Raw genomic sequence first — 23,949 nt, 5'->3', positions numbered from 1 at the left:
CTATGATGCAATCTCTACATTCACTATAACATAGGGGGGACACTTTTTATAAAGGACTGAATCAACGAGGGCTTTTGTTCACAAATTGTTCAAGAGCATAACGGTGTTCTTTTGATTCGCTTGCTTCGCGTTGTGCGGTGACTTCCATTTCTAATACTTCAGCGAGGTGATGATCAAAGCTCTCACGGAAATTTTGCTTCATTAAACGATAAGCTGTTGGAGGGAGCTTCAAACATCTTTCTATATAAGAATCAACGTCATCAATGCTGTTAATGAGTCCGATTGATTTTGCTTCGTATGCATCAAATGTGCCTTTCACTGCGAGTTCTAGAGCGGTTGGAAAACCAACAAGACGAGGTAAGAAGTAGGAAGCACCTGCATCTGGAACGAGACCAATCGCAAGAAAACCAAGACCAAATTTCGCTTGTGGTGAAGCAACCCGGAAATCACAGGCGAGAGCGATACTAAGTCCTGCACCTACAGCAATCCCGTTGATATGTGCGATAATTGGTTTTCCAATATTCATTAGTAAGGTAATGAAGCGGTTGTACGTTTCACGAAGCACTCGGCCGTAATTAAAATTCTCAATGTCATTTAAATCAACCTCTTTTAAATCTGCACCGGAACAAAAGGCATTGCCACTGCCTGTCAAAACAATAACACGGACACGGTCATCCTCATTCGCTTTTTCAAATGCGCTGTAAAGTTGTTCGTGTGCTGCTTGGTTTAATGCGTTTTTTACTTCTGGTCTGTTTAATGTGATCGTTGCAACTTGATTATGTACTTCTAATGTAACAACAGTTGAACTAGTCATAAAATCCTCCTGAAAATAGGTTTGTCTCCTTAATAGTATTCGTCATACAGGGTGAAAACCCTTTCTTTTTGTGTAAGCGTAATCTAAATGTTAATTTTAAAAATTAACGCTTTCTATAAGTCGGTTTCCTTTTTTATTAAACAAGGGTATCCTAAAATAGAGGAAGAACGAACACTATGAGGAGGTTTTTATTCGTGAGCGATTTATTTGCTGACATAAAGCAGCAGGTAGGGTCTCTAAAGCCGAGCATTGTTTTGCCGGAAGGAACAGATGAACGGGTATTGGAAGCTGCAGTAAAGCTTGCTACCGATCGGATTGTTGAACCAATTGTGATAGGAAATAAAGACGAGATTTCGTCTCTTGCAGATAAACTGAACTTGATCATTTCTGATTTAACGATTTATGATCCAGAAACGTATCCCCATTTGGATGAAATGGTTGACGCTTTTGTTGCTCGACGTAAAGGGAAAGAAACGGAAGAGTCTGCACGCAAGCTTTTGAAAGATGTTAATTACTTCGGAACGATGCTTGTATATATGGAAAAAGCAGATGGTCTTGTTAGTGGGGCAGCCCATTCAACAGGAGATACTGTTCGTCCAGCTTTGCAAATCATAAAAACACAGCCAGGTATTAAACGTACATCAGGCGTGTTCGTGATGGTAAAAGAAGACAAGAAATTTGTGTTTGGTGACTGTGCCATTAATATTTCACCAAATGAAGAAGAACTTGCTGAAATTGCTACGGCTACAGCTGACACAGCTAAACTATTTAACATTGATCCAAAAGTTGCTATGCTTAGTTTTTCTACCCTTGGATCTGCATCTTCACAAGAAACGCAAAAAGTTTCTGCGGCAACGAAGATTGCACAAGAAAGCCGTCCTGATTTAGTCATTGATGGTGAATTCCAATTTGATGCAGCATTTGTGCCAGCTGTTGCTCAGAAAAAAGCACCAGACTCCCCGTTAAGAGGAGAGGCAAATGTATTCATTTTCCCGAGTCTTGAGTCAGGAAACTTAGGTTATAAAATCGCCCAACGCCTTGGTGGGTATGATGCAATTGGTCCGATCCTTCAAGGGTTGAACAAACCAGTAAACGATTTATCACGTGGATGCAATGTCGACGATGTGTATAAGTTAAGTTTAATCACGGCAATGCAAGCCATTACGCAAAAAGCAACACAAGTATAAGGAAAAAGCTTTCGGAGTATACTCCGAAAGCTTTTTATATTCATTTAGTCCATCATGATCGTAAACAGCGGTTGTGCCGATCAATTACACGTTCTAATTGAGATTCGAAAAGCAGTTCCTCTTCTGGTGAAAGTTGAGTATCTTCTAAGTTCATACCAAGCTCGTGTGAAGCTTTTTTTGCAAGTTCGACGACATCGTGAACGGTATATTGGCACCCTGTTAGTTCATTAATCGACGCCATTACTTCTGGTTGAATATGCGGGTAATCAAAATTGGGTGTACTATCAGCTACGGCGAGATCGTACATTTTTTTAATATAACCTGCTCGAGTAGGTCCGCTGCCGCTAACACACAAATAAATTTGGACGGCAATCCCTCCACGAATACGTCTCTGAGAGATACCAGCAAATTTCCTACCATTGATACTAAGATCGTAACTGCCAGGGCAATAAGACCCGATAATTTCGCCTGTCTCAATTAAAAGTCCTGGAAACATCGTCCGAATAAGCGTGACCATTTGTTCGTATCCATCATCAATTGAAAAGTCTGCTTTTCCAGGAAATATAAGAGAAATGTTTAAAACACCTTCGTCCAAGTAAACAGCAAGACCACCTGAATTACGAACGATTACTCGATTGTTTTGTTTTTCTAAAAAAGCAATTGCATCTTGAATATGGGCTAATCGTGTGTCTTGAGTACCAAGTACTACGGTTTGATTATGAACCCAGAAGCGAAGGGAAGAGACATTTTTTTTCCCGGAAAGAGTGCACAACATATCATCAAAAGCGAATGATTTAAATGCACTTTGATCGATATAATCCTTGCTATTATCAATAAGTCTCCACGGTTGGGGTAGACTAGTAACTGGTGAATTCATTGATCATCATCCCTTCAAATCGATACAAATAGTATATCATGCAACTAGCGTTCCTATAAAAAGGAAGTTGCAAGAATAAATATAAGCAGTTATACTGAAAAAAGTTTTACATCGTAAACGGTTTAATCTATTCCTTAACATTTACTAAATGCGTGAATAAATCGTTTGTTTTTTAAAAGCAAGGGTATAAAGAGGAAATGGTTTTTTTTGATTGGAGGAGAATAAATGAATAAACTGACTATTAAGATTTTAATTGGACTCTTTCTTGGTGCGGTAGTTGGACTTGGCTTACCGTCACTATATCAAGATGGATTTAACTTTCTTAATCAATATGTTTTTGATCCAGCCGGGTCAATCTTTTTACGTTTAATTATGATGGTGGTTGTGCCACTCGTATTCTTTTCACTTGTTATTGGTGTGTCTGATTTAGGCAACCCAAAACAACTAGGGCGAATGGGGATTAAAACGATTGCCTTTTTCCTAGCTACGTCAGCAATTTCCTTGACGGTTGGGCTCACTGCGGCTTCAATTATTCAACCAGGAAACCCAGGCCTACTAGGAGAAGATATTGCAGAAGATTACGAGGCTGCTGATTCAATACCATTTATGGATACGCTCGTTAACATTATCCCAGAGAATCCAATTGAATCGATGGCTAATATGGAAATGCTACAAATTATTGCTTTTGCTCTGTTTGTAGGTATTGCAATGGCTGTTCTTGGTGATAAAGTAAAAACAGTAAAAACGTTTTTTAATCAAGCAAATGAAATCATGATGAAAATTGTTACGTTTGTTATGGGATTTGCTCCGTACGGTGCGTTTGCGTTAATTGCGTCTGCTCTAGGTGAAGCTGGATGGGATGCAGTAGGCTCACTTCTTTCATACATGTTAACTGTAACAGGTGTTTTGATCTTCCACTTATTTGTTGTTTATGGCCTAATTGTTTACTTCCTAGGTAAAATGAGTCCATTTAAATTCTTTAAAGGCTTTGCTCCTGCAATCACAATGGCATTTAGTTTATCAAGTTCAAATGCAGTTTTGCCGTTATCAATGAAATCAGCACAAGAGAACCTGGGTGTCTCTAGACAAGTGTCTGGATTTGTTCAACCGCTTGGGGCGACGATTAATATGGATGGTACGGGTATTATGCAGGCCGTAGCTACTGTTTTTATTGCTCAAGTATATTCAACGAACTTATCGTTAACAGAGATGCTTATCATCGTATTAACAGCAACTCTTGCTAGTATCGGTACTGCTGGAGTACCAGGTGTCGGTATGATTATGCTTGCCATGGTATTAACCTCTGTTGGCTTACCGACAGAAGCAATCGGATTAATCATTGGTGTAGACAGAATTCTTGATATGCTTCGTACATCGGTCAATATTACGGGGGATGCTGTACTCGCTGTTATTGTCGATCGTTCTGAAAAGAAACGAGGCGCGATAGACGAAGACGGGAATGCTACTGAAGCATCATAAAAATGAAGGGCTCGCATTATTTCATGCGGGCTCTTTTTTTTGAAGCAAATCACGCATATAATAGATAAAGAATGTTAGGCAGGGAGGAGAGATGTGGATGTGCAAGAAGCTGCAAGAAGAGAAGGTTTTTAAAGACCCAGTGCATCGTTACATCCATGTCCGCGATCAACTTATTTGGGATTTGATTGGAACGAAAGAATTTCAGCGACTTAGACGAGTAAGGCAGCTTGGGACAACGTCATTAACGTTTCATGGTGCAGAGCATTCACGGTTTAACCATTCTCTTGGGGTGTATGAGATTATGCGCAGACTCGTGTCTTCTTTTTCAGGTAAACCCTATTGGAATGAAGAGGACCAGCTTTTGGCACTAACAGCTGCGCTGCTACATGATATTGGCCATGGGCCGTTTTCTCATTCATTTGAAAAAGTGTTTAACACGGATCATGAAGAGTGGACGAGAATGATTATTCTTGGAGATACAGAAGTGAATAAACTTTTACGAGAAGTGAATTCAAATTTCCCTAAAGCGGTTGCTGAAGTTATTGAAAAAACATCAACGAATAAATTAGTGACAAGTATGATATCAAGTCAGATTGACGCCGATCGAATGGATTATTTGTTGAGGGATGCGTATTATACAGGTGTGAGCTACGGGCAATTTGATTTGGAGCGTATATTACGTGTGATGCGTCCACAGCAAGATCAAGTTGTTGTAAAGCAAAGCGGAATGCATGCGGTGGAAGATTACATTATGAGTCGGTACCAAATGTATTGGCAAGTGTATTTCCATCCTGTCACACGAAGTTCAGAAGTTATCTTAAGTAAGATTTTATTGCGTGTGAAGAAATTGCAAAACGAAGGTTATGCATTTAAACAGCCGCCTATTCATTTTCAGTCCATCTTTGATGGTGCTATAACCTTGCAAGACTATTTAAGGTTAGATGAATCGATCATGCAGTTTTACTTTCAGAGTTGGCAAGATGAAGATGACTTGATTTTAAGTGATTTGTGTAAACGATTCTTAAATCGTCGTTTATTTGATTACGCCGAATTTCATCCTAATGAGCGAATGAACGACTGGCCTAAATTAAGAACGTTATTTCAAGAGGCAGGAATAGATCCTGATTATTATTTAGTGATGGATTCGTCATCTGATTTACCATACGATGTGTATCGTCCAGGTGAAGAAGAGAGAGTGCCAATTCATTTGCTTATGCCGGATGGATCGTTAAAAGAGTTATCGAGTCAATCGGATGTTGTTGAATCAATTTCAGGCAAGAAACGTACAGATCACAAACTCTATTATCCAAAGGATTTATGTGAGCTTATTGATGATCAGCAAATTCTAGGAGAAATCAAATCAATTATAGGGTTTGGTTAAGGAGGAGGACGATGTGCTTAACGATCATTTAAACGTGATGGCACTCTTTTCGATGTCAGGTGAAGTGGTTGGCAGAAAAAAATTGCAGAAAATGGTCTATATTGCTAAACACTTGGGGTTTCCGTTTAATGAGCGCTACCATTTTCATCGATATGGACCTTATTCTGATGAATTAACGGTACGATTGGAAGAGCTCTGTAATCTAGGCTTTTTAGAGGAATACGAAGAAGATAAAGGGCACTATGCCCAGTATCGATATATTCTTTCAAGTCGAGGTGAAGACTTCTTGAAGATGTATCGCTCACCACTTTCAGTATACGGACCGTTGTGCAATTCTTTAAATACCCAGTCTTCCAGATTTTTAGAGTTACTATCAACAATTATTTATTTTGAAGGACTTGAAAAAAGAAAGCGCGACGATAAGATTAGGCAATTGAAGAAAAAGCAAAATTATACAGAACTTGATTTTAAAGAAGCTTATACATATTTGAAGGAATTGGAACAGCATAAACCTACTGTCATGTGAAAAGGATTGTTCATACAATTACATCTTGTTTGACAGCCTTTTTGTAGTTATGGTCGATCGTTTTAGGTAAACTAACAGTATCTTAATACTAAGATAAATTCACCGTAAAAGAGAAGGGTGGGACCATCCGTGGTCAGCTTCGCATTGATTTTGCTGTTATTTGCTACTGGCATCCCGTTGCTTCTAATATTAATGCTGTATTCGCCGTTTCTTGGCTTAGCTGCAATTGCAGCTGTTTGTATAAATTGGTTTCTTATTTCTTGGTTGTTGCACCGTAAACATCATCGGGTCCATGCACATAAAAAAGACGGTCTGTCATAAACACAGACCGTCTTTTTTTGTTTATATTTATTTATCGCTTTGCAAGACGCCTCCAACAGCAAAGTTTTCTGTTTTCATTTCATCAATGACGACAGAAACGCGTTCCGCTGGTGAATTGATGGTCTCTGATACAGCTGTTGTAACGCGCTCTACTAAAGCACGTTTTTGTTCAGTTGTTCGACCTTCAAGGATTTGAATATGAACGATAGGCATAAAAAAGCCCCTTTCTTCTTTAGGTATCTCTATTATACCAGAAGAAAGGGGGGAATGATTGATGCTAAACTAAAGTTCGTTATAAACCATCAGAGTATCAAACACATCCGCTTCAATTAAATCGCCAACAAGAACATAACGGTCTGGCGCATCACCAATAAAATCAAAGGGATAACAAGTCGTTACAGTTAATTGGGCATCGTCCGTTGGAACAATGACGGTTCGATCATCTGCATCAACAATCCTGACGGTGTGAATTTTGTACGTATAACTGCCACTTTTTGTTTCAACAACGAGTTCATCACCTTCTCCAACTTCACCAAGCTTCCGGAAGACGGTATCGCGATGACCAGATAAAACGGAGTTATCAGCTTCGCCAGGAAGGACGCTATCAGCAAAGTGACCAACACCTTTATCAAGCTCATCCTCACCCGTTCCATGAATAATTGGAATGGTCGCGTTTAACTTTGGAATTGTAAGAGTCCCCATATCCTCACCGACCGTTGGCTGCCAATCAGAAACATCCATTTTGTAAGCAGGGGTCTCTTCTGTTTCCTCTTTTGTTGGAATAGATGTGACCGCAGTAGCTTCAACTGGTGTTGTTTTGTAAAGGAAGTACCCATAAAGTAGTTTAAAACCGGTTGTTGAAGTAAGCCAAATGCCTCCCCCTAAAAGCGAGAAGGCAAGTACGAGTAAGACGACTTTTTTTCGACTTTGTTTTTTAAACCACGCCACTTATGCGACCTTCTTTTCACGAAAGACACGACGGGAAAGGATGATCCCACTAACCATTAAACCAAATCCAAGCAAAATATAAAGCGGATAATTGGTGGCTGTATTAGGCATTTTTGCCCCAGCTGCTGTTTTAGTTACTTTGCCGTTTGCATCACGCTCGGCATCAGTAGTGCTTTCTAATTTGTTTTCCTCTTTATGAGTTGGTGTTTCAACTTTATCTTTGTTTGGAAGTAACGTCTCAGGTGCTGGTTTTTCAGGTTTTTTGGTAACGACTTTTCCGATCTCTGTTACATCTTCAACGACTTTTTTAACAAAGTGTGAGTTGAACATTTCCGCTGTAATATAGAAATCCGCTAAGAAGTACCCATCTGCGTCATAAAGTTCGATCAGAAGGTCATACCCTTTAATCGCATCGCCACTAATTAACGTTTTGTAATCAATTGGTTTTTTGTCTTCGCCAACACGATCAAGGAAATATTTTGGGTGTAGGTCAAGAACATCAATTGCTTTTTCTCCAATAGAGAACAATTCTGCTACATCAGCTGCACTAAGTTCACGGATGGATTCAAACCCTTCAAATGCATAACTACGTTGTTTAAGGTCTTCAAGCTCATTGGAAAGTTGAGGATTTGTTTCACTAATGTACCAAAAATGTTCATAGAGAGCCCATTCCTCTTCATAACTTAACGAGAATTCTTTAAGGAAACCTTCAAAATCAGGGAAGTAAGGACCCCAATCCTCTTCTATTATAGTAAGGAAGACATCCACAATGACGTAAAATGTATTGTAGAACAAAAAGTCGCTATAAGGCATCCCAATATATTCTTCTAAGATGAAGTCAAGTTCTTCGCGGTCATAGCCATAGTCTGTTGATAATTCATCAAGGATTTCATTTATAGACTCAGCTGTTAAACGAGGCCCTAAAAAGTCAGCCAGCTCGTCCACATTTTCAAATTGATAAAAAGTTGTGCCATCCCACCAGTACATAAGATGTTCGGCTAAATCTTTTTCACTTACTCCTACTTCCTCTAAGTAAGCGTCAAATTCAGCGTCATCAAATCCGTGTGCAAGGCTTGTTAGCGGATTAGAAAGGATAAAGACAAGTGTTAATAAAATTAAAACAAATGACTTTTTCATTGTGTTCCTCCCGTATTCAATTGTCAGATTTTTAAGTGCAAATGAATTATATACCTAAATAAAGCGATTTGTCAGTAAAATAATTGATATTTTATAAAAAATTTATAATATAGTTTGAATACGCCGAATTTCGACTAAATGCTCTATATTACACGTTTTAACGTAATTGTGTCTTAGTTTAAGATGCTGATGCTGAATCAAAGTGTTGATTATGATACACTTATCCAAAAGAATAAGTATTAAAGAGAGGGCGGATGATCGTGGATTTGCTCAATAATGATAACTTGAAGAAAGCTAAGAAAAAATCGTCGAATTTTACGATTCTAAGCAATGATTCCAATGATGGACATGGGGGATACGGAGCTGGAACGATTAATTTAGATCATGTGACACCTGTGTTTATCGAGATTGATGAAGCAGAGGCATTTGTTGATATGGGTGCTTTACACGCAAGAGCGCAAGTTGAGAAACGGGTAAAGTTTCTTCCAAATGAAGATGAAGTGCCAACAGAGGGAATGAAGCGTTATTGGCTTGTTTGGATTACAATCGGAACAAAAGAGAAGAAGCCTTATTACAGTGGTGTCGCTGGTTGTTATATGACAGTGAACAAACAAGCAAAACGTGGCTATAAAAGCATGCCGGAGCATGTTAATAACATGGATAAGTCGATAAAAGGGAAAATATTTGTAAATCAGATGGATTTTTCATCAAGGCAAGTACTTAAAGACTTTTTGAAAAACCATAATGAAGAAATGTATGCTCATTCAGAAGCAGAACTCCATGATGCGTTAGATGCGAAATGAAATTTGAACAAACTGTGAATTAAGACGAGCGAGCCTTGTTCTTTCTTGTTTGTTCCATTAATCTAAAAGAAGTACTAGGACAAAAAAGCAGCCGGGGAAATGTATCCCTCGGCTGTTTTTTTGCGTATAGAATGTGTTGAACGCGGACTTATAATTGCTTTAATTCCGCAACAAGCTCAGAGAATTTTTTCATGGCTGCTTCAACGGGTTCGGGTGTTGTTAAATCAACGCCAGCTGCTTTAAGTAGTTCTAGTGGGTCGTCGGAACTTCCACTTTGTAAAAACGTTTTATACGATTCTAGAGAACCTTCTTTACCAGCGAGAATGTCTGTCGCAATTTGAATGGCTGATGCAAAGCCTGTAGCATACTGATATACATAAAATGCTCGATAAAAGTGAGGGATGCGAGACCAGCCATATTTTACTTCGTCGTCAAAGACAATATCAGGACCGTTGTATGTCCGGAATAGTTCTTCGTATAATTCATTTAAACTTTCTGCATCAAGTGGTTCGCCAGCTTCAGCTCTTTCGTGCGTCTGTTTTTCAAAGTCGGCAAACATGACTTGAGTGAAGAACGTGCCACGAAATTGTTCGATAAAGTGGTTTAGAAGATATGCGCGCATTTTTTTGTCTTCTGTTTTATCAAGCATATGGTTAATGAGTAAGACTTCATTCACAGTAGAAGCAACTTCAGCAACAAAAATACGGTAGCTAGCTGTAATTTGTGGCTGGTGTTTGCTTGAGTAATGACTATGAAGAGCGTGGCCCATTTCATGAACAAGTGTAAATAAACTATTTAAGTCATCGTGGTGATTTAACAGGACAAATGGATGTACACCATAAACGCCCATATTATATGCACCTGAACGTTTTGCAGGTGTTTCACGGACATCGATATAACGTTTTTCTTTAAATTCTTTTAAAAGCTCAATATAATCATTCCCGAGTGGCTGAAGTGCTTCAAGCATGGTTTCATATGCTTCTTCATACGGAATTTCTGCTTTAACACCTGGGACAATGGGTGCGTTCAAGTCGTATTGTCTCAACTCTTCTACGTTTAATTTATCTTTGCGCAAACGTGCGTAATCATGTAGAGGCTCGATGTTGGTTTTTGCTGATTGAATAAGCTGGTCGTAAACCGTTTGTTCAATATTGTCAGCGAATAGGGCTTTTTGCAATGCCGATTCATAATTACGTACTTTCGCGAGAGTCGCGTTCGTTTTTACCTCGGCAGAAAGCGTTGTTGCGATTGTGTTATTTAACTCTACATACGGTTTGTAATATGCTTTATAAGCCTCTTTACGTTTATCACGGTTTTCGTCTTCAATAAGTTTAGAATACATCCCGCGCGTTAGCTGCACTTGTTCACCATCTTCATTGGTGATGTAACCAAACTGTATGTCTGCGTTATTTAACATATTAAATGTATCGCTTGGTCCTTGAAACGACTCACCGAGTTGTGACAGAAGTTCTTCTTTTTCTTTTGTTAATACATGATCTTTAAAACGGAACGACTTCCATAATTCGTCTTCGAAATATTCAAGTTCCTTTTCCTGGGAAATAAAATCACGTAATGTTTCTTCGTCCAAACTAAGCAAAAACGGCATAAAAAATGCAGTTGACTCACTCACTTTTACGCCTAATTGTGTTGTTTTAGCGCTTAATTTTTGCGCATGAGAATCGCGCGTATCAATATCAGTTAAAAACATTGTATAAGCAAATGCTTTTCGTAAAATAAAGGAAAGCTCTTCTTGTGTTTTTAAAAAGGCAAGTAAGCTTGAACCGTCATTAATCGCACCATCGTACTGAATCAATTTATCAGCAAGTGAGTAGCTCTCATCCATATCTTTTTGCCATGCTTGTTCGTTCGCGTATAGATCGGTTAAATCCCATTTTTCATGATCAGGCACTTCACTGCGTGATTTGTATGTACTCATTCAAACACTCCTAACGAAAGTAAATTTCCTTATTCGTTCTAGTTTAGCACGCAAGCGGTAAATTATGTTTAAATCTGCATATTGATCGAACTTTACAGAAAAACGATCATGCAAGGCAAAGGGTTTGATAAAATGAGAATTGCAGGAAGGAGTGAATGTTTGTGGAAATTGTTCGTTTAAAAAGATTTAGTAAGAGAGAAGGGGATACAAACGCCTTTGCAGAAATAGATTTAACGATTAATAGTGGAACAGTCACCAGTATACAAGCGCCATATGAAACCGGTCGAAAAATAATTGATTTACTAATGGGGAAAGGAACCCATTCGAGTGGAGCGTTTTTCTTAAAGGGAAAGCCAATGACAAAAAGTAGGCTGACAGAAATGGCGCTATTTAGGCAAGAACATGTCGGCTATGAACGGTTGACGATAAAAGAATACTTATTATTTTGGAAAAGGCTCTTTCCGTCGTCCATTTCAATGGACAGCGTTTTAAATGAATTGGCTTTAATTGAAAAACAAGGACATGTGATAAAAAAACTGACAACTTCTGAGAAGAAGCGTGTCCAGTTTGCGCGTTGCCTCATGCAGGATGTTGATTTCTATCTATTTGAGTATCCAGATTTACAAATTGATTTAGAGACGTCCTTTTTATTTCGCCAGATGATTGCTCGATTAAAAGAAGCGAATAAGGCAGTCTTAATCTTCTCAAGTTCATTAGAAGAGTCGCTTTTAACTAGTTCCAGTGTATATAAGTTATCGGAAACCGAGTTTAAGGAAATGGAAAGCGATGATGGAGAGTCTGATAAAAGACAAATACAAGTGCCTAATCGCTTAGAGAAGATACCAGCCAAAATGGCTGATAAATTAATTTTATTTGATCCAACTGAAATTCATTACATAGAAAGTAAGGATGGCGTAAGTCATTTACATGTTAATAAGGAAAGTTTTGAATGTACATTAACGTTGGCACAGTTGGAAAAACGGTTAACACCAGTTGGTTTTTATCGCTGTCATCGCTCCTACATAGTAAATTTGCAGCGCGTAAGAGAAATTATTACATGGACCAGGGACAGTTATAGTCTTGTTTTAGACGACCAGAAAAAGAGCAACGTCCCTCTATCAAAAGGGAAGTATGGACAGTTAAAAGAGACACTTGGTGTTTGATAAAAGACGCCATATAGCGAGCAATTGATGCTATTCAACGTGAAATAGGTGGCATTCACGGTTTATTAGACCAGAATAAAAGCCTAATACAGTCAGTTTTTACGTCTGTTGAGTTAGTTGGAGCCATTTAAAGTACGATTAGGGTGACTTAACTTCTTTTTACGGCTGTTTAAGGAGAAACAAATGCGGTTTTTAAAATCTCGCTATACACTTGGAGTAATTCAAGCAGAGGGCGGGGAGAACAGATGGAGAACGTATTAACATTAGATCGAGTGAAAAAGGCTTTTGGAAACAAGGTTGCATTAGACGACATCAATCTTTCTATTAAAAAAGGTGAAATCTTTGGTTTACTTGGACCGAGTGGTTCAGGAAAAACAACTATGGTGAAGGTGCTTACGGGACAGCTTAGTGCATCATCGGGGACAACCGAAGTGCTAGGATATAATGTAAAAAAAGGTGCGAAGTCAGAGATTATGCAAAAGGTAGGAATATTAACTGATAATAGTGCATTGTATGAGCGCTTGAGTGTGTATGATAATCTAAGCCTATTTAGTAAATTATATGGGGTTGAGACAGAGAAAGAGAGAATTGCAGCGGTTCTTGAAGATGTTCAATTAACTGGTGAAGAAAAAACGATCATTAAGAAGCTCTCAAAAGGGATGAAGCAAAGGGTCACTCTTGCGCGAACATTGCTTCATAAGCCGAGCTTGTTGTTTTTAGATGAACCAACATCGGCTCTTGATCCATCAACGACAGGACATGTGCATAAAGCTTTAAAGAAATTAAATGAGAGTGGAACAACCATTTTTTTAACGACGCACAATATGGCGGAAGCGGAGTCGCTTTGTGATCGAGTGGCCTTTCTTGATAAAGGTAGTTTAATTACAGTTGATACACCAAAAAATTTGCGGATTGAACATAGTGACAAACGAATTGTTGTGGAAACAGAGGTAGAGACATTAGAAATTGAACAAAATGAAGAAGGTTCTAAAGTACTTGCAGAGCTTATTCAAAACAAACAGGTACTTACCATTCATTCAAACGAACCAACCCTCGGGGATATTTTCATTAAACTTACAGGAGGTGCATTAACATGAATGGAGCGATGAAACGAATTTTAGCAATCTTTGCAAAAGACTTTAAAGACGCTAGTAGAAATTCACAAGTGTGGTTTCCGGCAATTATGCCAATTGGATTTGCCTTTTTATACAGTTCATTAGAAAGTGGATCAACTTCGATGTTGCCTTTTGTCTTAATATTAACACTAGGTATGGCTGGAGCAACATCTCAAGCTTTAATGATCGCGGAAGAAAAAGAAAAACAAACGTTACGCATGCTTATGCTATCACCGGCTAAAATGTATGAAGTGTTGATAGGGAAGGCTGTTCTGTTATTCTTACTTGTTTTAGTCATTAATTTCATTGTCATGGCTATATACGGAACTGAAATGAGTGACTTTGGTTTATTTACCCTTTTATCTGTCCCACTAGTGATAACGTTTTTACTACTAGGTACGTTTATAGGATTATTAGCGAGAACGGTCGCAGAAACATCTGTCTGGGCTGTCCTTATTATCTTAGCGATATGTATGCTTCCGCTAATGGTTCCTGCCTTTGATAATGCATTATTAATGAGTGTATCGGATCTTTTAATGACTTCTCGTTTTATCGACATTATTAATGGAATTCAATCTGGTGAAGGTTCATCTACCCTTGGAATGGATTGGCTTGTCATTGGTATATGGATGGTCGTAAGTGTAATAGCTGTGTATATTGCTTATAAACGAAATGCAATGGATAAGTAAGGGACGTTCATATCGTGTACAAAAAATTAAGAAAATAACAGCCGCTTTCTATGCTATACTGAAAAAAAGGCGGTGAGAGACATGCTTACATCCGAGCAACGAAAAGCGATTCATGCGCTTCAGCAAAAGGTTGAGCACGCAGATCGTATTAAATTAAAACTGAATTGGGATATGTTAGCGAGTGAATCCCGCTCTGAATCGGGAACGGAAGATTATTTTCATTACAATGCTCAAGGGGATTTGCTAGGTTTCCTAGCAATCTATCAATTTGGGAATAAAATTGAGTGTTGTGGAATGGTGGATCCTGACGAAAGAAGACGTGGGATTGCGACGATGTTGCTTGAGCAAGCATCCTCTGATTGGTTAAAGCGAACAGAACGCTTTCTAATAAATAGCCCGGTCTTATCAAAAACAGGCATAACATACTGCAAAGCGATTGGTGCAGCCTATGCATTTACGGAGCATCAGCTTGTATGTAAGGAAGTCCCGATACCATTCACGAAAGAGGGCGTACGCATTCGACCTGCAGTAGCAAATGATAAAGAGAAACTTTATCAACTTGATAAAGAAGGCTTTGGACTAACAGCAAACGAAGTGAAATCGTTATACAAAAACGGTGGAGCCGAGGGCAATTATATCATTGAAGAAGATGGCCAAACGGTAGGGAAATTACGTGTTGATCGTCAGAAAAAAGAAAGCTGGATTTACGGATTTGTGCTCACGAAGGAACGACGTGGAAAAGGGATTGGGCGTGCCGCATTAACAGATATTGTCCATCGAGAAGTGACCAATGGGAAAGTGGTTTGGCTTGATGTGGCGACTGATAATGACGCAGCACTTTCGTTGTATAAAACATGTGGCTTTACTGCCGATGGAGCGCAAGCCTATTATGAATTGGAAAAATAAGACGTTTCGCTACCAAGAGCGAAACGTCTTATTTTTGTCCATCTATTTATTCATACTCAACATCTTCGTCTAAAATTTCTGGTCCGTTTGGATCACCATCTTCAATACTGAACCATTTAAAGAAGCGTTTGAAGAAACCGTCGCCTTTTTCTTCTGGTTCTTCTTGTAAATCTTCAATGGCATCTGGATCAGAGCATGGTTCAAGTGGAGCTGTTCCTTCTAAAAAGGCTGTCGTTCTACCACCAGGACATGTTTCGTTGGTGAGCAAACCTGTATGCGGATCGATTTCCGTCATAACAACGCCAGGTGGTTGATGGAATGGTAGCTTAAGCTCATCTTTCATTGCGGCTTCCATAAAATCGGCCCAAATCCGTTTGGCGATTTGACCTTCCACTGCCTGATCGATCTCTTTGTCTTTGTCATAGCCAGTCCATACAGCTGTAACAAGCTGGGGTGTGTAACCAATCATCCAACTGTCCCTTGGCGTGGAACCTGACTTCCCTGCGGTTGGATGCGTTAATTGCTTGGCGACACTTCCCCCTGTTACAGAAGTATAGCTGTTTAATGAAGGGTCAAAAACACCTCGCATCATATCGGTTAACACAAACGCTGTATCTGCATGCATCACTTGACGAATAGGGTGTTGCTGCCTGTAAAGAGTCTCCCCATTTGCGTCGGTTACACTGCGAATAAATATGGGCTCAATTTGCTTGCCTTCATTTGCTAAAGGTGAATAGGCATTCGCCATACTAATGATGGATACGGGCTGAGCACCTAAAGCGAGAGATGGACGTTCATCAAATGAGCCGAGTCCAATGTTTTCTGCGACTGAAACTAACTCGTTTGTTCCAATTGATAAATGTGTCTTCACTGCATAAATGTTGTCAGAATAAGCAATTGCTTCAAGCATCGTAATAAAATCATTGGCGTAAATATCGTTGTAATTCTTGGGTGCGTATTCTTCTTTGCCATCATCGTACGTAAACGATGTGGCTTCACTTAAAAAAGTGGACATTGGCGTAAATCCGTTTTCAAGGGCTGCATAATAAAGAAAAGGTTTAATTGTTGAACCAGGATTCCGCTTTGCTTGTGTTGCGCGGTTGAAGGTACTTTCATTGTAATCTCTTCCTCCAACAAGCGCCTTCACTTCACCGTTTCGGGGATCAATGGCAACAAAAGCAACTTGCAAGTCATTATCTGGCATATAGTGATCCACAAGTTCTTCAGCTTTTTGCTGAAGGGCAGGATCAAGTGTTGTTTGAATGGTTAATCCACTCGTATCAAGCGCCTCTTCTTCTAAATTCGCTTCTTTTCTTAACAGGGCTTTTACATGGTCTTGAAAGTACGGCGCAATGTCTCCATCTTCTAATTCAGTCTTGCTTTCAAAATTCAACGTTTCTTCTTTTGCAGATGCCGCTTGTTCTTTACTAATTGCGCCAGTTAATACCATGCTGTCTAATATTAAATGCTGACGTGATGTTGCTCGCTCTAAGTCGTTCAGTGGTGAGAAATAACTTGGTCCTTTTGGAATACCAGCGAGCATGGCAGCTTCTGCTAACGTCACATCACTAGCAGACTTATTAAAAAAGAGCTGAGCTGCTGCTTCGACACCATACGCTCCGTGACCATAATAGACTGTATTTAAATAGCCTGCTAAAATCTCGTCCTTGGAATAATTCATTTCAAGACGTAAGGAATACAGGAGTTCATTCCACTTTCTTATATACGTTTTTTCATGCGATAAATATAAGTTGCGTGCATACTGTTGGGTAATGGTGCTAGCCCCTTGTGATTTCTCTCCGCTTTGGAGATTCGCTAAAATCGCTCCGCCAATACGTTTAACATCAAAGCCGTAATGGGAATAAAATTTCCGATCCTCAATCGCAATCGTTGCTTGTGGCAGATAAGGTGACATCACTTGAAGAGGGATAGACAAACGGTTTTGTCCTGCTTCTTCATTGCCAATAATAGACCCATCTGCCGCGAGGAATTGAGTATTGATTGCAAGGTCCATGGGCGGAGGACCTTGCATCCGCGTGTATGAAAGAAGGGCAATAATACTAATCGTAACAAGAATAGTGAAAATCAAGATTAAACGAAACAGTTGTTTTGTCCGCTTAAATCGTTTTCGTTGTCCTCGTGTGGCTGGAATCATTTGCTGGAGTACCCCTTTCTGTGCAGGCTGTTAACCAGTCTGGGTAGGAATATCGTTTTTTAAACCAAACCAGTAGTTGCAATTCCGTATGCATCAGCTATACTAGCTCTTAGCATAGGAAAGCTGTGCGCCTTAGAGGCTTAATTAATAAAGAGGTGACAAACGTGGAATTTTGGTTTACAGAAAAACAAACAGAACGTTTTGGCATTACAATGAAAATAAAACGAACTCTGCATACTGAAAAAACGGATTTTCAACAGCTTGATATGGTTGAGACCGAAGAATTTGGCAATATGTTGTTATTAGACGGGATGGTTATGACAACGGAGAAAGACGAATTTGTTTATCATGAGATGGTGACGCATGTTCCTTTATTTACTCATCCAAACCCAAAACATGTTCTTGTAGTTGGCGGTGGAGATGGTGGAGCGATTCGCGAAGTGATCAAACATCCATCTGTAGAGAAAGCAACTTTAGTTGATATTGATGGCAAGGTCATTGAGTACTCAAAAAAATATTTACCAACAATTGCTTGTGCACTTGATGATGCTCGTGTTGATGTACAAGTGGATGATGGTTTTATGCATATTGCAAAATCAGAAAATGAATATGATGTGATTATGGTTGATTCAACTGAGCCAGTAGGACCAGCAGCAAAACTATTTGAGCGTGGGTTTTATGAAGGAATTTCAAGAGCGTTAAAAGAAGATGGCATTTTTGTTGCTCAAACTGACAACCCATGGTTCCATCAAGATTTAATTACGAACGTGTACAAGGATGTTAAGGAAATTTTTCCTATAACACGTCTTTATACATGTAATATTCCAACGTACCCAAGTGGTATGTGGACATTTACGATTGGTTCGAAAAAGCATGATCCACTTGAAGTACCACAGTCTCGTTTTCATGAGATTGAGACAAAGTATTACACACCGGACATTCACAATGCATCATTCGTATTACCTAAGTTTGTCCAAGATTTACTGAAGTAGGGGGAACGAACATGCGATTTGATGAATCTTACTCAGGTAAAGTATTCATAATGAGCCGTGCTTCATATGAAGAGGCAGATGCGGTTGTTTATGGTATGCCTATGGATTGGACAGTTTCCTTTCGTCCAGGTTCACGCTTCGGTCCTGCGCGGATTCGCGAAGCTTCCTTGGGCCTAGAAGAATATAGTCCTTATGCGGACAAACACCTAGAAGAAGTCGCTTATTTTGATGCGGGTGACATTCCTCTTCCGTTTGGAAATGCGGCACGAAGTCTTGAAATGGTTGAGGCGTATGTCGACACCTTACTAGAAGATGGTAAATTTCCACTTGGACTTGGTGGAGAGCACTTGCTATCATGGCCCATTTTTAAAGCCATGTATAAAAAGCATCCAAATATGGCGATTATCCATATTGATGCACATGCCGATTTGCGTGAAGAATATGAGGGAGAAGTTCTGTCTCATTCAACGCCAATTCGCAAAGCATGTGGATTAATTGGTCCAGAAAATGTCTATTCGTTTGGTATTCGTTCAGGTATGCGTGAGGAATTTGCTTATGCGAAGGAATCGGGTATGCATATGCATAAATTTGATGTAGCTGAACCGTTAAAAAAAGTGCTACCTACCCTTGCTGGTCGACCGGTTTATGTGACAATCGATATTGATGTGCTTGATCCAGCCCATGCGCCTGGAACAGGAACAGCTGAGGCTGGTGGAATCACATCAAAAGAGTTACTTGAAGCTCAAAGGTTAATTAGTGAAGCGGATATTCAAATAATCGGTGCTGATCTAGTGGAAGTAGCGCCGGCATACGATCCATCAGAACAAACGGCTATCGCAGCAAGCAAGTTTGTTAGAGAAATGTTGCTTGGTTGGGTTCATAAGAAATAAAAGGGCGCGTATGGCAGGTTAACTGTCATACGCGTTTTTTTATTCAATATGATTAGAAAAAATGGGGAATGGAAGAATGATTCTTAACTGAAAGAGTCCCTTTACTGTTAGAACATGTATGATTCTTGTCATGTCCGTTCTGTACGTTTATGTGAATTTGACGGAAATAAATATCCAAACATTGCAACGCGTATACAAACCCAGTAAAATAGAAAGAAGCGGTTAATGCACGTTACACAGAATGGATGAAAAAACAATGAAACGGAAAGTTCAGATTTCATTTCAAACGACGACTTTTATAGAGGGACAACAGCCCGATTCTTTTTCATTTGTTACAGACGGTGATTTGTATGTGAAAGGAAACGCATCTTACTTGCGATTTAAAGAAGCCCATACCCATAATCAAGATGTTTTCTCTACGATGAAGTGGGACGGTCGTGAGCTCATGCTCATTCGCCAAGGAACCATTATTATGCGGCAAAGCTTTATCTCAAAAGAAGAAACGTACGGACGATATGTAACTCCAGAGGCTTCGTGGGAAACAAAAGCCCTAACGGAAACATTGCTAGTCCAATTGCCGACTGGTAATAAAAATAAGGGCAAGCTGTATGTACGCTACCAGTTTTATTTGCAAGGCCAGTCGACGGGAGAGCATGAGATTCGACTCTCGATTGAGCGCAAGGGCGAATAATTAAATGATGCGTTTATGCAAGGGATTGCCAAAGCATTCCTTGCTTTCTTTTTTTCAGATGTTAAGTAAATAAATATGATACCGAGTGGATATAAGGAGTTATCGATGATGAACAGTATGGAGCAAAGAAAAGAACACTTGCAGCAAGAAATACGGGCGGCTGTTTTAAAGGCAGGACTTGCAACAGAAGATCAAATGCCAGCTGTTATTCTTGAAGTACCAAAAGAGAAAACACATGGCGATTATGCGTCAAATATGGCCATGCAACTTGCTCGCGTAGCAAAGAAAGCACCTAAATTAATTGCTGAAAACCTTGTGGAAGCAATTGATCGTAATAAAGCAGGGATTGAGCGAATTGAAGTAGCTGGACCAGGATTTATTAACTTCTTTTTGGACAATGCCTATTTGCGTGAGATTATTCCAGCTGTACTCGATGCAGATGTGGATTACGGCAAGAGCACTGCTGGCAAAGGGGAAAAAGTGCTAATTGAGTTTGTATCAGCGAATCCAACTGGCGACCTTCATTTAGGTCATGCTAGAGGTGCTGCAGTTGGTGACGCACTAGCAAATATTATGAACAAAGCTGGGTACCAAGTTGCACGTGAATACTACATTAACGATGCTGGAAACCAAATTAACAATTTGGCGTTATCGTTAGAAGCTCGTTATATGCAGGAGCTAGGAAAAGAGTTTGAGATGCCTGAAGATGGATATCACGGAAAAGATATTATCGAGATTGCGCGTCTTTTAGTAGATGAAGTTGGCGATGCTTATGCAAAGCTTGAAGAAGAGGAAAGACTTGAAACACTACGCACATATGGCTTGGAAAAAGAGTTAGAGAAAATCAAGACAGATTTAGAGGCTTACCGCGTTCAGTTTGATCATTGGTTCTCTGAAACATCGTTGTATGAGTCAGGACAAGTTGAAAGAGGATTACGTGTACTTGAAGAAAAGAACGAGACGTATAAGCAAGACGGTGCGACGTGGTTACGCTCAACTGCATATGGAGATGACAAAGACCGTGTTCTTGTTAAACAAGATGGGAGTTATACGTACTTAACGCCAGACATTTCTTATCATCTCGACAAGTTTGATCGCGGTCACCATCGTTTAATTGACGTTCTTGGAGCTGACCATCATGGGTACATTCCGAGAATGCGTGCAGCGATTCAGGCGCTTGGTTATGATGCAGACCGCTTTAGTGTTCAGATCATTCAAATGGTCAGCCTTTTCCAAGGCGGTGAAAAAGTAAAGATGAGTAAGCGAACAGGGAAAGCCGTTACGCTTCGTGAGTTAATGGAAGAAGTAGGTGTTGATGCAACACGTTATTTCTTTGCGATGCGGAGTGCAGATACACACCTTGACTTCGATATGGATTTAGCGGTATCGAAATCAAATGAGAATCCCGTTTATTATATTCAGTATGCTCATGCACGTGTATGCAGCATGCTTCGTCAAGGCGAAGAACTAGGTTTAGAGTATTCCAGTGATACTGATTTATCTTTTATAGCGAGTGAGAAAGAGTACGAGTTATTAAAAACAATTGGAGACTTTCCAAGTGCTGTTGCAGAAGCAGCTGCAAAGCAAATCCCGCAGCGAATCGCGAATTATGCGTACGAGCTAGCCCAAGCGCTGCACAGTTTTTATAATTCAACTCGCGTACTTGATGAAACAAATAAAGAGCTGTCGACTGCACGTTTGGCATTGATGAAAGCAACTCAATTAACGATTCATAATGCATTAGCACTAATTGGTGTGCACGCACCAGAAAAGATGTAAGTGATGGATATGATTTGGTGGCTGCTCATTGCTGTATTTTTTATTGCCAGCTATGTAGGGTTAGTTGTTCCTATTATTCCTTCAGTCATCGTCCTATGGGGCGGGTTTCTCATCTATCTATTTGCATTATCAGGTTCGTTAAGCGTGTGGTTTTGGATTGGTATGGGCGTTTTAACAGTGTTCTTGTTAGTCGTTGATATTCTAGCAAATATTGTTTTTGTTAAACGTACCGGTGGAACGAAGTGGGGCGAGCGTGCAGCGCTTATTGGCGTTATTATAGGTGCGTTTGTTTATCCCCCATTTGGCTTAATTATCGTGCCGTTTGTCCTTGTCCTGCTGACGGAATTATTGCAACAGCAAACACTTAATGATGCGGTCCGCATCGCCTTTGCGTCGTTCCTAGCTTTTTTAAGCAGTTCTTTTGCAAAGGCGGTTGTGCAAACCGTTATGATTATTTGGTTCTTTATTGAAGTGTGGATTTCATAGAAAAGAAACTTTGGTCCCGAGATCCCTGTTTCAATCCATAGACAAAATGCCTCTGAGATGTTTTTAATCGCAGAGGTATTTTTCTCATATCCATTAAATTTTAGATTGATTAATTGGTATTGCTTAAGCTCACTTGACGAGCATAGGTATTCAGTTTTTATCCTCAAGTAACTTTGTCATCATCAAGCACTAAAGAGATCATTCGTCGCCTGCGGAAAGCGAAGTGTATGCCAGAAGCGAGGGTAAAGAAGGAAAGGCATCGTCTATTCAAACTTCAGTAAAATAGCTTGTCGACGGTCTCGTATTACCGTACTTTGTCGATAAGGTAAAACTTGGGCACCATGCTCGAGATTCTTTTTATAGCAGTCCTGCAAAAGGTGCTGCAATGCGTTCTTTTATTTTATCAAGAATGGGTCTATGCTCAAGCTTTTCTAAAGTGACATTTGTAGAGATAGACAGATCATAGTTAACAACAGACAATACTTGATTAATAAATGAAGGGTCCTTGCTGATACAACTCATCTCATCATTTAAATGAAGACTACGCCTATCGAAATTTGGGGTACCGAGCAAACAATCGTTTTTGTCTGCTATAATCGCTTTTACATGGTAAAAGCCTCGATAATAGTGGTATACGAGAACGCCAGCACGAATGGCCTCCATTACGAATGGAGTCGCACCGTGTTTAACAAGAGGATGGTCTGCTTTCTCTGGAAGAATCAGTGACACGTTTATGCCACGCTGTGATGCATCGAGTACGGCTTGGTGAAGCTGCTTTGATGGGATATAGTACGGTGTGCAAATAATTAATGAGTGTGTTGCATGTTCAATCATTGTGATTAATTGCCGTTCGAGTCCTACACCCGAAGTGCTTAAAAACTGCAAAGGTTGAGTGCCCTGTTCTAATTTAGGGAAAAAAGAGTCACGATTGGGCAATTTTGTACGAGAAACTGCTTTGAAATCTTGTAAAAATTGCTCTTGCACAAGGGCACTTCCTTCCCCCGTAATTCGGAGATGGAAATCACGCCAAAAACCAAAAAAAGGATTACGCCCTAAATATTCATCACCGACATTAAATCCACCAATATAACTAATCTTCCCATCAATAATAGCTAGTTTCCGATGGTTTCTTCGATTTAATGAAAAGAATAAATAGGGTCTTTTTAGGGTGGCAGAGCAATAAAAATCGACTCCAGCAGATGAGAGTTTTTTCTTTAAAGAGTGAGAAAGTTTACAGCCAAATCGATCTACTAGGAGACGAACTTCAACCCCTTCTTCTGCCTTTTTACATAGAGAATCAATCACTCGTTTTCCTGTTTGGTCACTACGGAAGATATAAAATTGAATATGCACATGCTTTTTCGCTTTTAAGACATCATCAAGAAGCTGGTCAAGGAAATCTTCTCCCGTTGTTAAGAGCATGGTTTCGCTAAACGAATGTTTGCTAATTGTAGGTACTCTCTCTTCACGCAGCTGTTTTAAGCCCTGTGAATAGTCATAACGCCCCCATGCACTCACAATGAGGAAGAAGAGGATAATAAATAAAACCCACCACACGTTAAGCCCTCCTTCTGTTCATTTAGCGTTTCCGAATTTTTGTGTAAACATCCAAAAAGACAAAAAAAATATATGACTGAATGCTCATTCATTTAAACTTATGTTATACTACGCTTA

General features: G+C 39.6%; 23 protein-coding genes. 15 read left to right on the top strand and 8 right to left on the bottom strand.

Annotation, left to right across the window (positions count from 1 at the left end):
- Positions 1-61: 61 nt before the first annotated feature.
- A complete protein-coding gene (locus BK584_RS13330) occupies positions 62-814 on the bottom strand; it encodes an enoyl-CoA hydratase/isomerase family protein (RefSeq protein WP_078393065.1) in 753 nt (250 codons plus the stop codon).
- A 194-nt stretch (positions 815-1,008) separates the two neighbouring features.
- On the opposite strand from BK584_RS13330, the gene pta reads away from it, so the two are divergent.
- Complete coding sequence (gene pta, locus BK584_RS13325; protein ID WP_078393064.1) at positions 1,009-2,001, top strand: phosphate acetyltransferase; 993 nt, start codon at positions 1,009-1,011, stop codon at positions 1,999-2,001.
- Positions 2,002-2,053: 52 nt separating this feature from the next.
- Here the strand turns inward: pta and BK584_RS13320 are convergent, their stop codons facing one another.
- Positions 2,054-2,878 carry a lipoate--protein ligase family protein gene (locus BK584_RS13320; RefSeq protein ID WP_078393063.1) on the bottom strand — a complete coding sequence of 275 codons (825 nt, stop codon included), beginning with the start codon at positions 2,876-2,878 and terminating at the stop codon, positions 2,054-2,056.
- A gap of 225 nt (positions 2,879-3,103) precedes the next feature.
- On the opposite strand from BK584_RS13320, the gene BK584_RS13315 reads away from it, so the two are divergent.
- From BK584_RS13315 to BK584_RS13300, 4 genes are all read left to right on the top strand, one after another.
- Positions 3,104-4,357 carry a dicarboxylate/amino acid:cation symporter gene (locus tag BK584_RS13315; protein ID WP_078393062.1) on the top strand — a complete coding sequence of 418 codons (1,254 nt, stop codon included), beginning with the start codon at positions 3,104-3,106 and terminating at the stop codon, positions 4,355-4,357.
- Between the two features lie 97 nt (positions 4,358-4,454).
- On the top strand, positions 4,455-5,738 hold the full coding sequence (locus tag BK584_RS13310; protein WP_139365671.1) for an HD domain-containing protein: 1,284 nt from the start codon (positions 4,455-4,457) through the stop codon (positions 5,736-5,738).
- Between the two features lie 13 nt (positions 5,739-5,751).
- Positions 5,752-6,264: a YwgA family protein gene (locus BK584_RS13305; RefSeq protein ID WP_078393060.1), complete on the top strand. Its 513-nt coding sequence runs from the start codon at positions 5,752-5,754 to the stop codon at positions 6,262-6,264.
- Between the two features lie 129 nt (positions 6,265-6,393).
- Positions 6,394-6,585, top strand: a complete 192-nt coding sequence (locus BK584_RS13300) for a hypothetical protein (protein WP_078393059.1) — start codon at positions 6,394-6,396, stop codon at positions 6,583-6,585.
- Between the two features lie 27 nt (positions 6,586-6,612).
- Here the strand turns inward: BK584_RS13300 and thmT are convergent, their stop codons facing one another.
- The 3 genes from thmT to BK584_RS13285 form a co-directional block, all read right to left on the bottom strand.
- On the bottom strand, positions 6,613-6,798 hold the full coding sequence (thmT, locus tag BK584_RS13295; protein WP_078393058.1) for a 2-hydroxymuconate tautomerase: 186 nt from the start codon (positions 6,796-6,798) through the stop codon (positions 6,613-6,615).
- Positions 6,799-6,867: 69 nt separating this feature from the next.
- Entirely contained in the window at positions 6,868-7,533 is a 666-nt protein-coding gene (gene srtD / locus BK584_RS13290) for a class D sortase, LPxTATN-specific (RefSeq protein WP_180320508.1), read from the bottom strand.
- A complete protein-coding gene (locus tag BK584_RS13285) occupies positions 7,534-8,670 on the bottom strand; it encodes a processed acidic surface protein (protein ID WP_078393057.1) in 1,137 nt (378 codons plus the stop codon).
- 260 nt (positions 8,671-8,930) lie between these two features.
- On the opposite strand from BK584_RS13285, the gene BK584_RS13280 reads away from it, so the two are divergent.
- Entirely contained in the window at positions 8,931-9,473 is a 543-nt protein-coding gene (locus tag BK584_RS13280) for a YwhD family protein (protein ID WP_078395599.1), read from the top strand.
- Between the two features lie 148 nt (positions 9,474-9,621).
- On the opposite strand, the gene pepF is transcribed toward BK584_RS13280, so the two are convergent.
- Positions 9,622-11,409, bottom strand: coding sequence for an oligoendopeptidase F (gene pepF / locus BK584_RS13275; RefSeq protein WP_078393056.1), 1,788 nt, complete (start codon positions 11,407-11,409; stop codon positions 9,622-9,624).
- Between the two features lie 161 nt (positions 11,410-11,570).
- Here pepF and BK584_RS13270 point away from each other — a divergent pair, with 161 nt between their 5' ends.
- The 4 genes from BK584_RS13270 (at position 11,571) to BK584_RS13255 (ending at position 15,282) form a co-directional block, all read left to right on the top strand.
- The gene (locus tag BK584_RS13270) at positions 11,571-12,572 is read left to right on the top strand and encodes a LytTR family transcriptional regulator DNA-binding domain-containing protein (RefSeq protein ID WP_169871260.1); all 1,002 of its coding nucleotides are present in this window, start codon (positions 11,571-11,573) and stop codon (positions 12,570-12,572) included.
- A gap of 245 nt (positions 12,573-12,817) precedes the next feature.
- Positions 12,818-13,669: an ABC transporter ATP-binding protein gene (locus BK584_RS13265; protein ID WP_078393054.1), complete on the top strand. Its 852-nt coding sequence runs from the start codon at positions 12,818-12,820 to the stop codon at positions 13,667-13,669.
- Entirely contained in the window at positions 13,666-14,376 is a 711-nt protein-coding gene (locus BK584_RS13260) for an ABC transporter permease (RefSeq protein WP_078393053.1), read from the top strand. The genes BK584_RS13265 and BK584_RS13260 overlap by 4 nt, the downstream gene beginning before the upstream one ends.
- An 81-nt stretch (positions 14,377-14,457) precedes the next feature.
- Positions 14,458-15,282 (top strand): GNAT family N-acetyltransferase, encoded by an 825-nt coding sequence (locus BK584_RS13255; protein ID WP_078393052.1) that lies wholly within the window; start codon positions 14,458-14,460, stop codon positions 15,280-15,282.
- Positions 15,283-15,328: 46 nt separating this feature from the next.
- Here the strand turns inward: BK584_RS13255 and BK584_RS13250 are convergent, their stop codons facing one another.
- Positions 15,329-17,437: a transglycosylase domain-containing protein gene (locus BK584_RS13250; RefSeq protein ID WP_078393051.1), complete on the bottom strand. Its 2,109-nt coding sequence runs from the start codon at positions 17,435-17,437 to the stop codon at positions 15,329-15,331.
- Between the two features lie 164 nt (positions 17,438-17,601).
- On the opposite strand from BK584_RS13250, the gene speE reads away from it, so the two are divergent.
- The 5 genes from speE (at position 17,602) to BK584_RS13225 (ending at position 22,275) form a co-directional block, all read left to right on the top strand.
- Positions 17,602-18,429, top strand: coding sequence for a spermidine synthase (speE, locus tag BK584_RS13245; RefSeq protein WP_078393050.1), 828 nt, complete (start codon positions 17,602-17,604; stop codon positions 18,427-18,429).
- Positions 18,430-18,440: 11 nt separating this feature from the next.
- Positions 18,441-19,319 (top strand): agmatinase, encoded by an 879-nt coding sequence (speB, locus tag BK584_RS13240; RefSeq protein WP_078393049.1) that lies wholly within the window; start codon positions 18,441-18,443, stop codon positions 19,317-19,319.
- Between the two features lie 256 nt (positions 19,320-19,575).
- Positions 19,576-20,010 (top strand): YwiB family protein, encoded by a 435-nt coding sequence (locus BK584_RS13235; RefSeq protein WP_078393048.1) that lies wholly within the window; start codon positions 19,576-19,578, stop codon positions 20,008-20,010.
- Positions 20,011-20,118: 108 nt separating this feature from the next.
- Positions 20,119-21,789, top strand: coding sequence for an arginine--tRNA ligase (gene argS, locus BK584_RS13230; RefSeq protein WP_078393047.1), 1,671 nt, complete (start codon positions 20,119-20,121; stop codon positions 21,787-21,789).
- A 3-nt stretch (positions 21,790-21,792) separates the two neighbouring features.
- Positions 21,793-22,275, top strand: a complete 483-nt coding sequence (locus BK584_RS13225) for a DUF456 domain-containing protein (protein WP_078393046.1) — start codon at positions 21,793-21,795, stop codon at positions 22,273-22,275.
- Between the two features lie 357 nt (positions 22,276-22,632).
- Here BK584_RS13225 and cls read toward each other — a convergent pair whose 3' ends face one another.
- A complete protein-coding gene (gene cls, locus BK584_RS13220) occupies positions 22,633-23,832 on the bottom strand; it encodes a cardiolipin synthase (RefSeq protein WP_078393045.1) in 1,200 nt (399 codons plus the stop codon).
- Positions 23,833-23,949: the final 117 nt, after the last annotated feature.

This window comes from Shouchella patagoniensis (assembly GCF_002019705.1).
In the GTDB taxonomy this organism is placed as follows: Bacteria; Bacillota; Bacilli; order Bacillales; family Bacillaceae_D; genus Shouchella; species Shouchella patagoniensis.
Note: the sequence above shows the minus strand (reverse complement) of the source record. Positions and strands in the feature narration are given on the sequence as shown.

What these genes read in the sequence shown, in the direction of transcription:
- BK584_RS13330 (WP_078393065.1), bottom strand. Translation starts at nt 814, where the DNA reads ATGACTAGTTCAACTGTTGTTACATTAGAAGTACATAATCAAGTTGCA.
- BK584_RS13320 (WP_078393063.1), bottom strand. Translation starts at nt 2,878, where the DNA reads ATGAATTCACCAGTTACTAGTCTACCCCAACCGTGGAGACTTATTGAT.
- BK584_RS13315 (WP_078393062.1), top strand. Translation starts at nt 3,104, where the DNA reads ATGAATAAACTGACTATTAAGATTTTAATTGGACTCTTTCTTGGTGCG.
- BK584_RS13310 (WP_139365671.1), top strand. Translation starts at nt 4,455, where the DNA reads ATGTGCAAGAAGCTGCAAGAAGAGAAGGTTTTTAAAGACCCAGTGCAT.
- thmT (WP_078393058.1), bottom strand. Translation starts at nt 6,798, where the DNA reads ATGCCTATCGTTCATATTCAAATCCTTGAAGGTCGAACAACTGAACAA.
- BK584_RS13285 (WP_078393057.1), bottom strand. Translation starts at nt 8,670, where the DNA reads ATGAAAAAGTCATTTGTTTTAATTTTATTAACACTTGTCTTTATCCTT.
- pepF (WP_078393056.1), bottom strand. Translation starts at nt 11,409, where the DNA reads ATGAGTACATACAAATCACGCAGTGAAGTGCCTGATCATGAAAAATGG.
- BK584_RS13265 (WP_078393054.1), top strand. Translation starts at nt 12,818, where the DNA reads ATGGAGAACGTATTAACATTAGATCGAGTGAAAAAGGCTTTTGGAAAC.
- BK584_RS13260 (WP_078393053.1), top strand. Translation starts at nt 13,666, where the DNA reads ATGAATGGAGCGATGAAACGAATTTTAGCAATCTTTGCAAAAGACTTT.
- BK584_RS13255 (WP_078393052.1), top strand. Translation starts at nt 14,458, where the DNA reads ATGCTTACATCCGAGCAACGAAAAGCGATTCATGCGCTTCAGCAAAAG.
- BK584_RS13250 (WP_078393051.1), bottom strand. Translation starts at nt 17,437, where the DNA reads ATGATTCCAGCCACACGAGGACAACGAAAACGATTTAAGCGGACAAAA.
- speB (WP_078393049.1), top strand. Translation starts at nt 18,441, where the DNA reads ATGCGATTTGATGAATCTTACTCAGGTAAAGTATTCATAATGAGCCGT.
- BK584_RS13235 (WP_078393048.1), top strand. Translation starts at nt 19,576, where the DNA reads ATGAAACGGAAAGTTCAGATTTCATTTCAAACGACGACTTTTATAGAG.
- argS (WP_078393047.1), top strand. Translation starts at nt 20,119, where the DNA reads ATGAACAGTATGGAGCAAAGAAAAGAACACTTGCAGCAAGAAATACGG.
- BK584_RS13225 (WP_078393046.1), top strand. Translation starts at nt 21,793, where the DNA reads ATGGATATGATTTGGTGGCTGCTCATTGCTGTATTTTTTATTGCCAGC.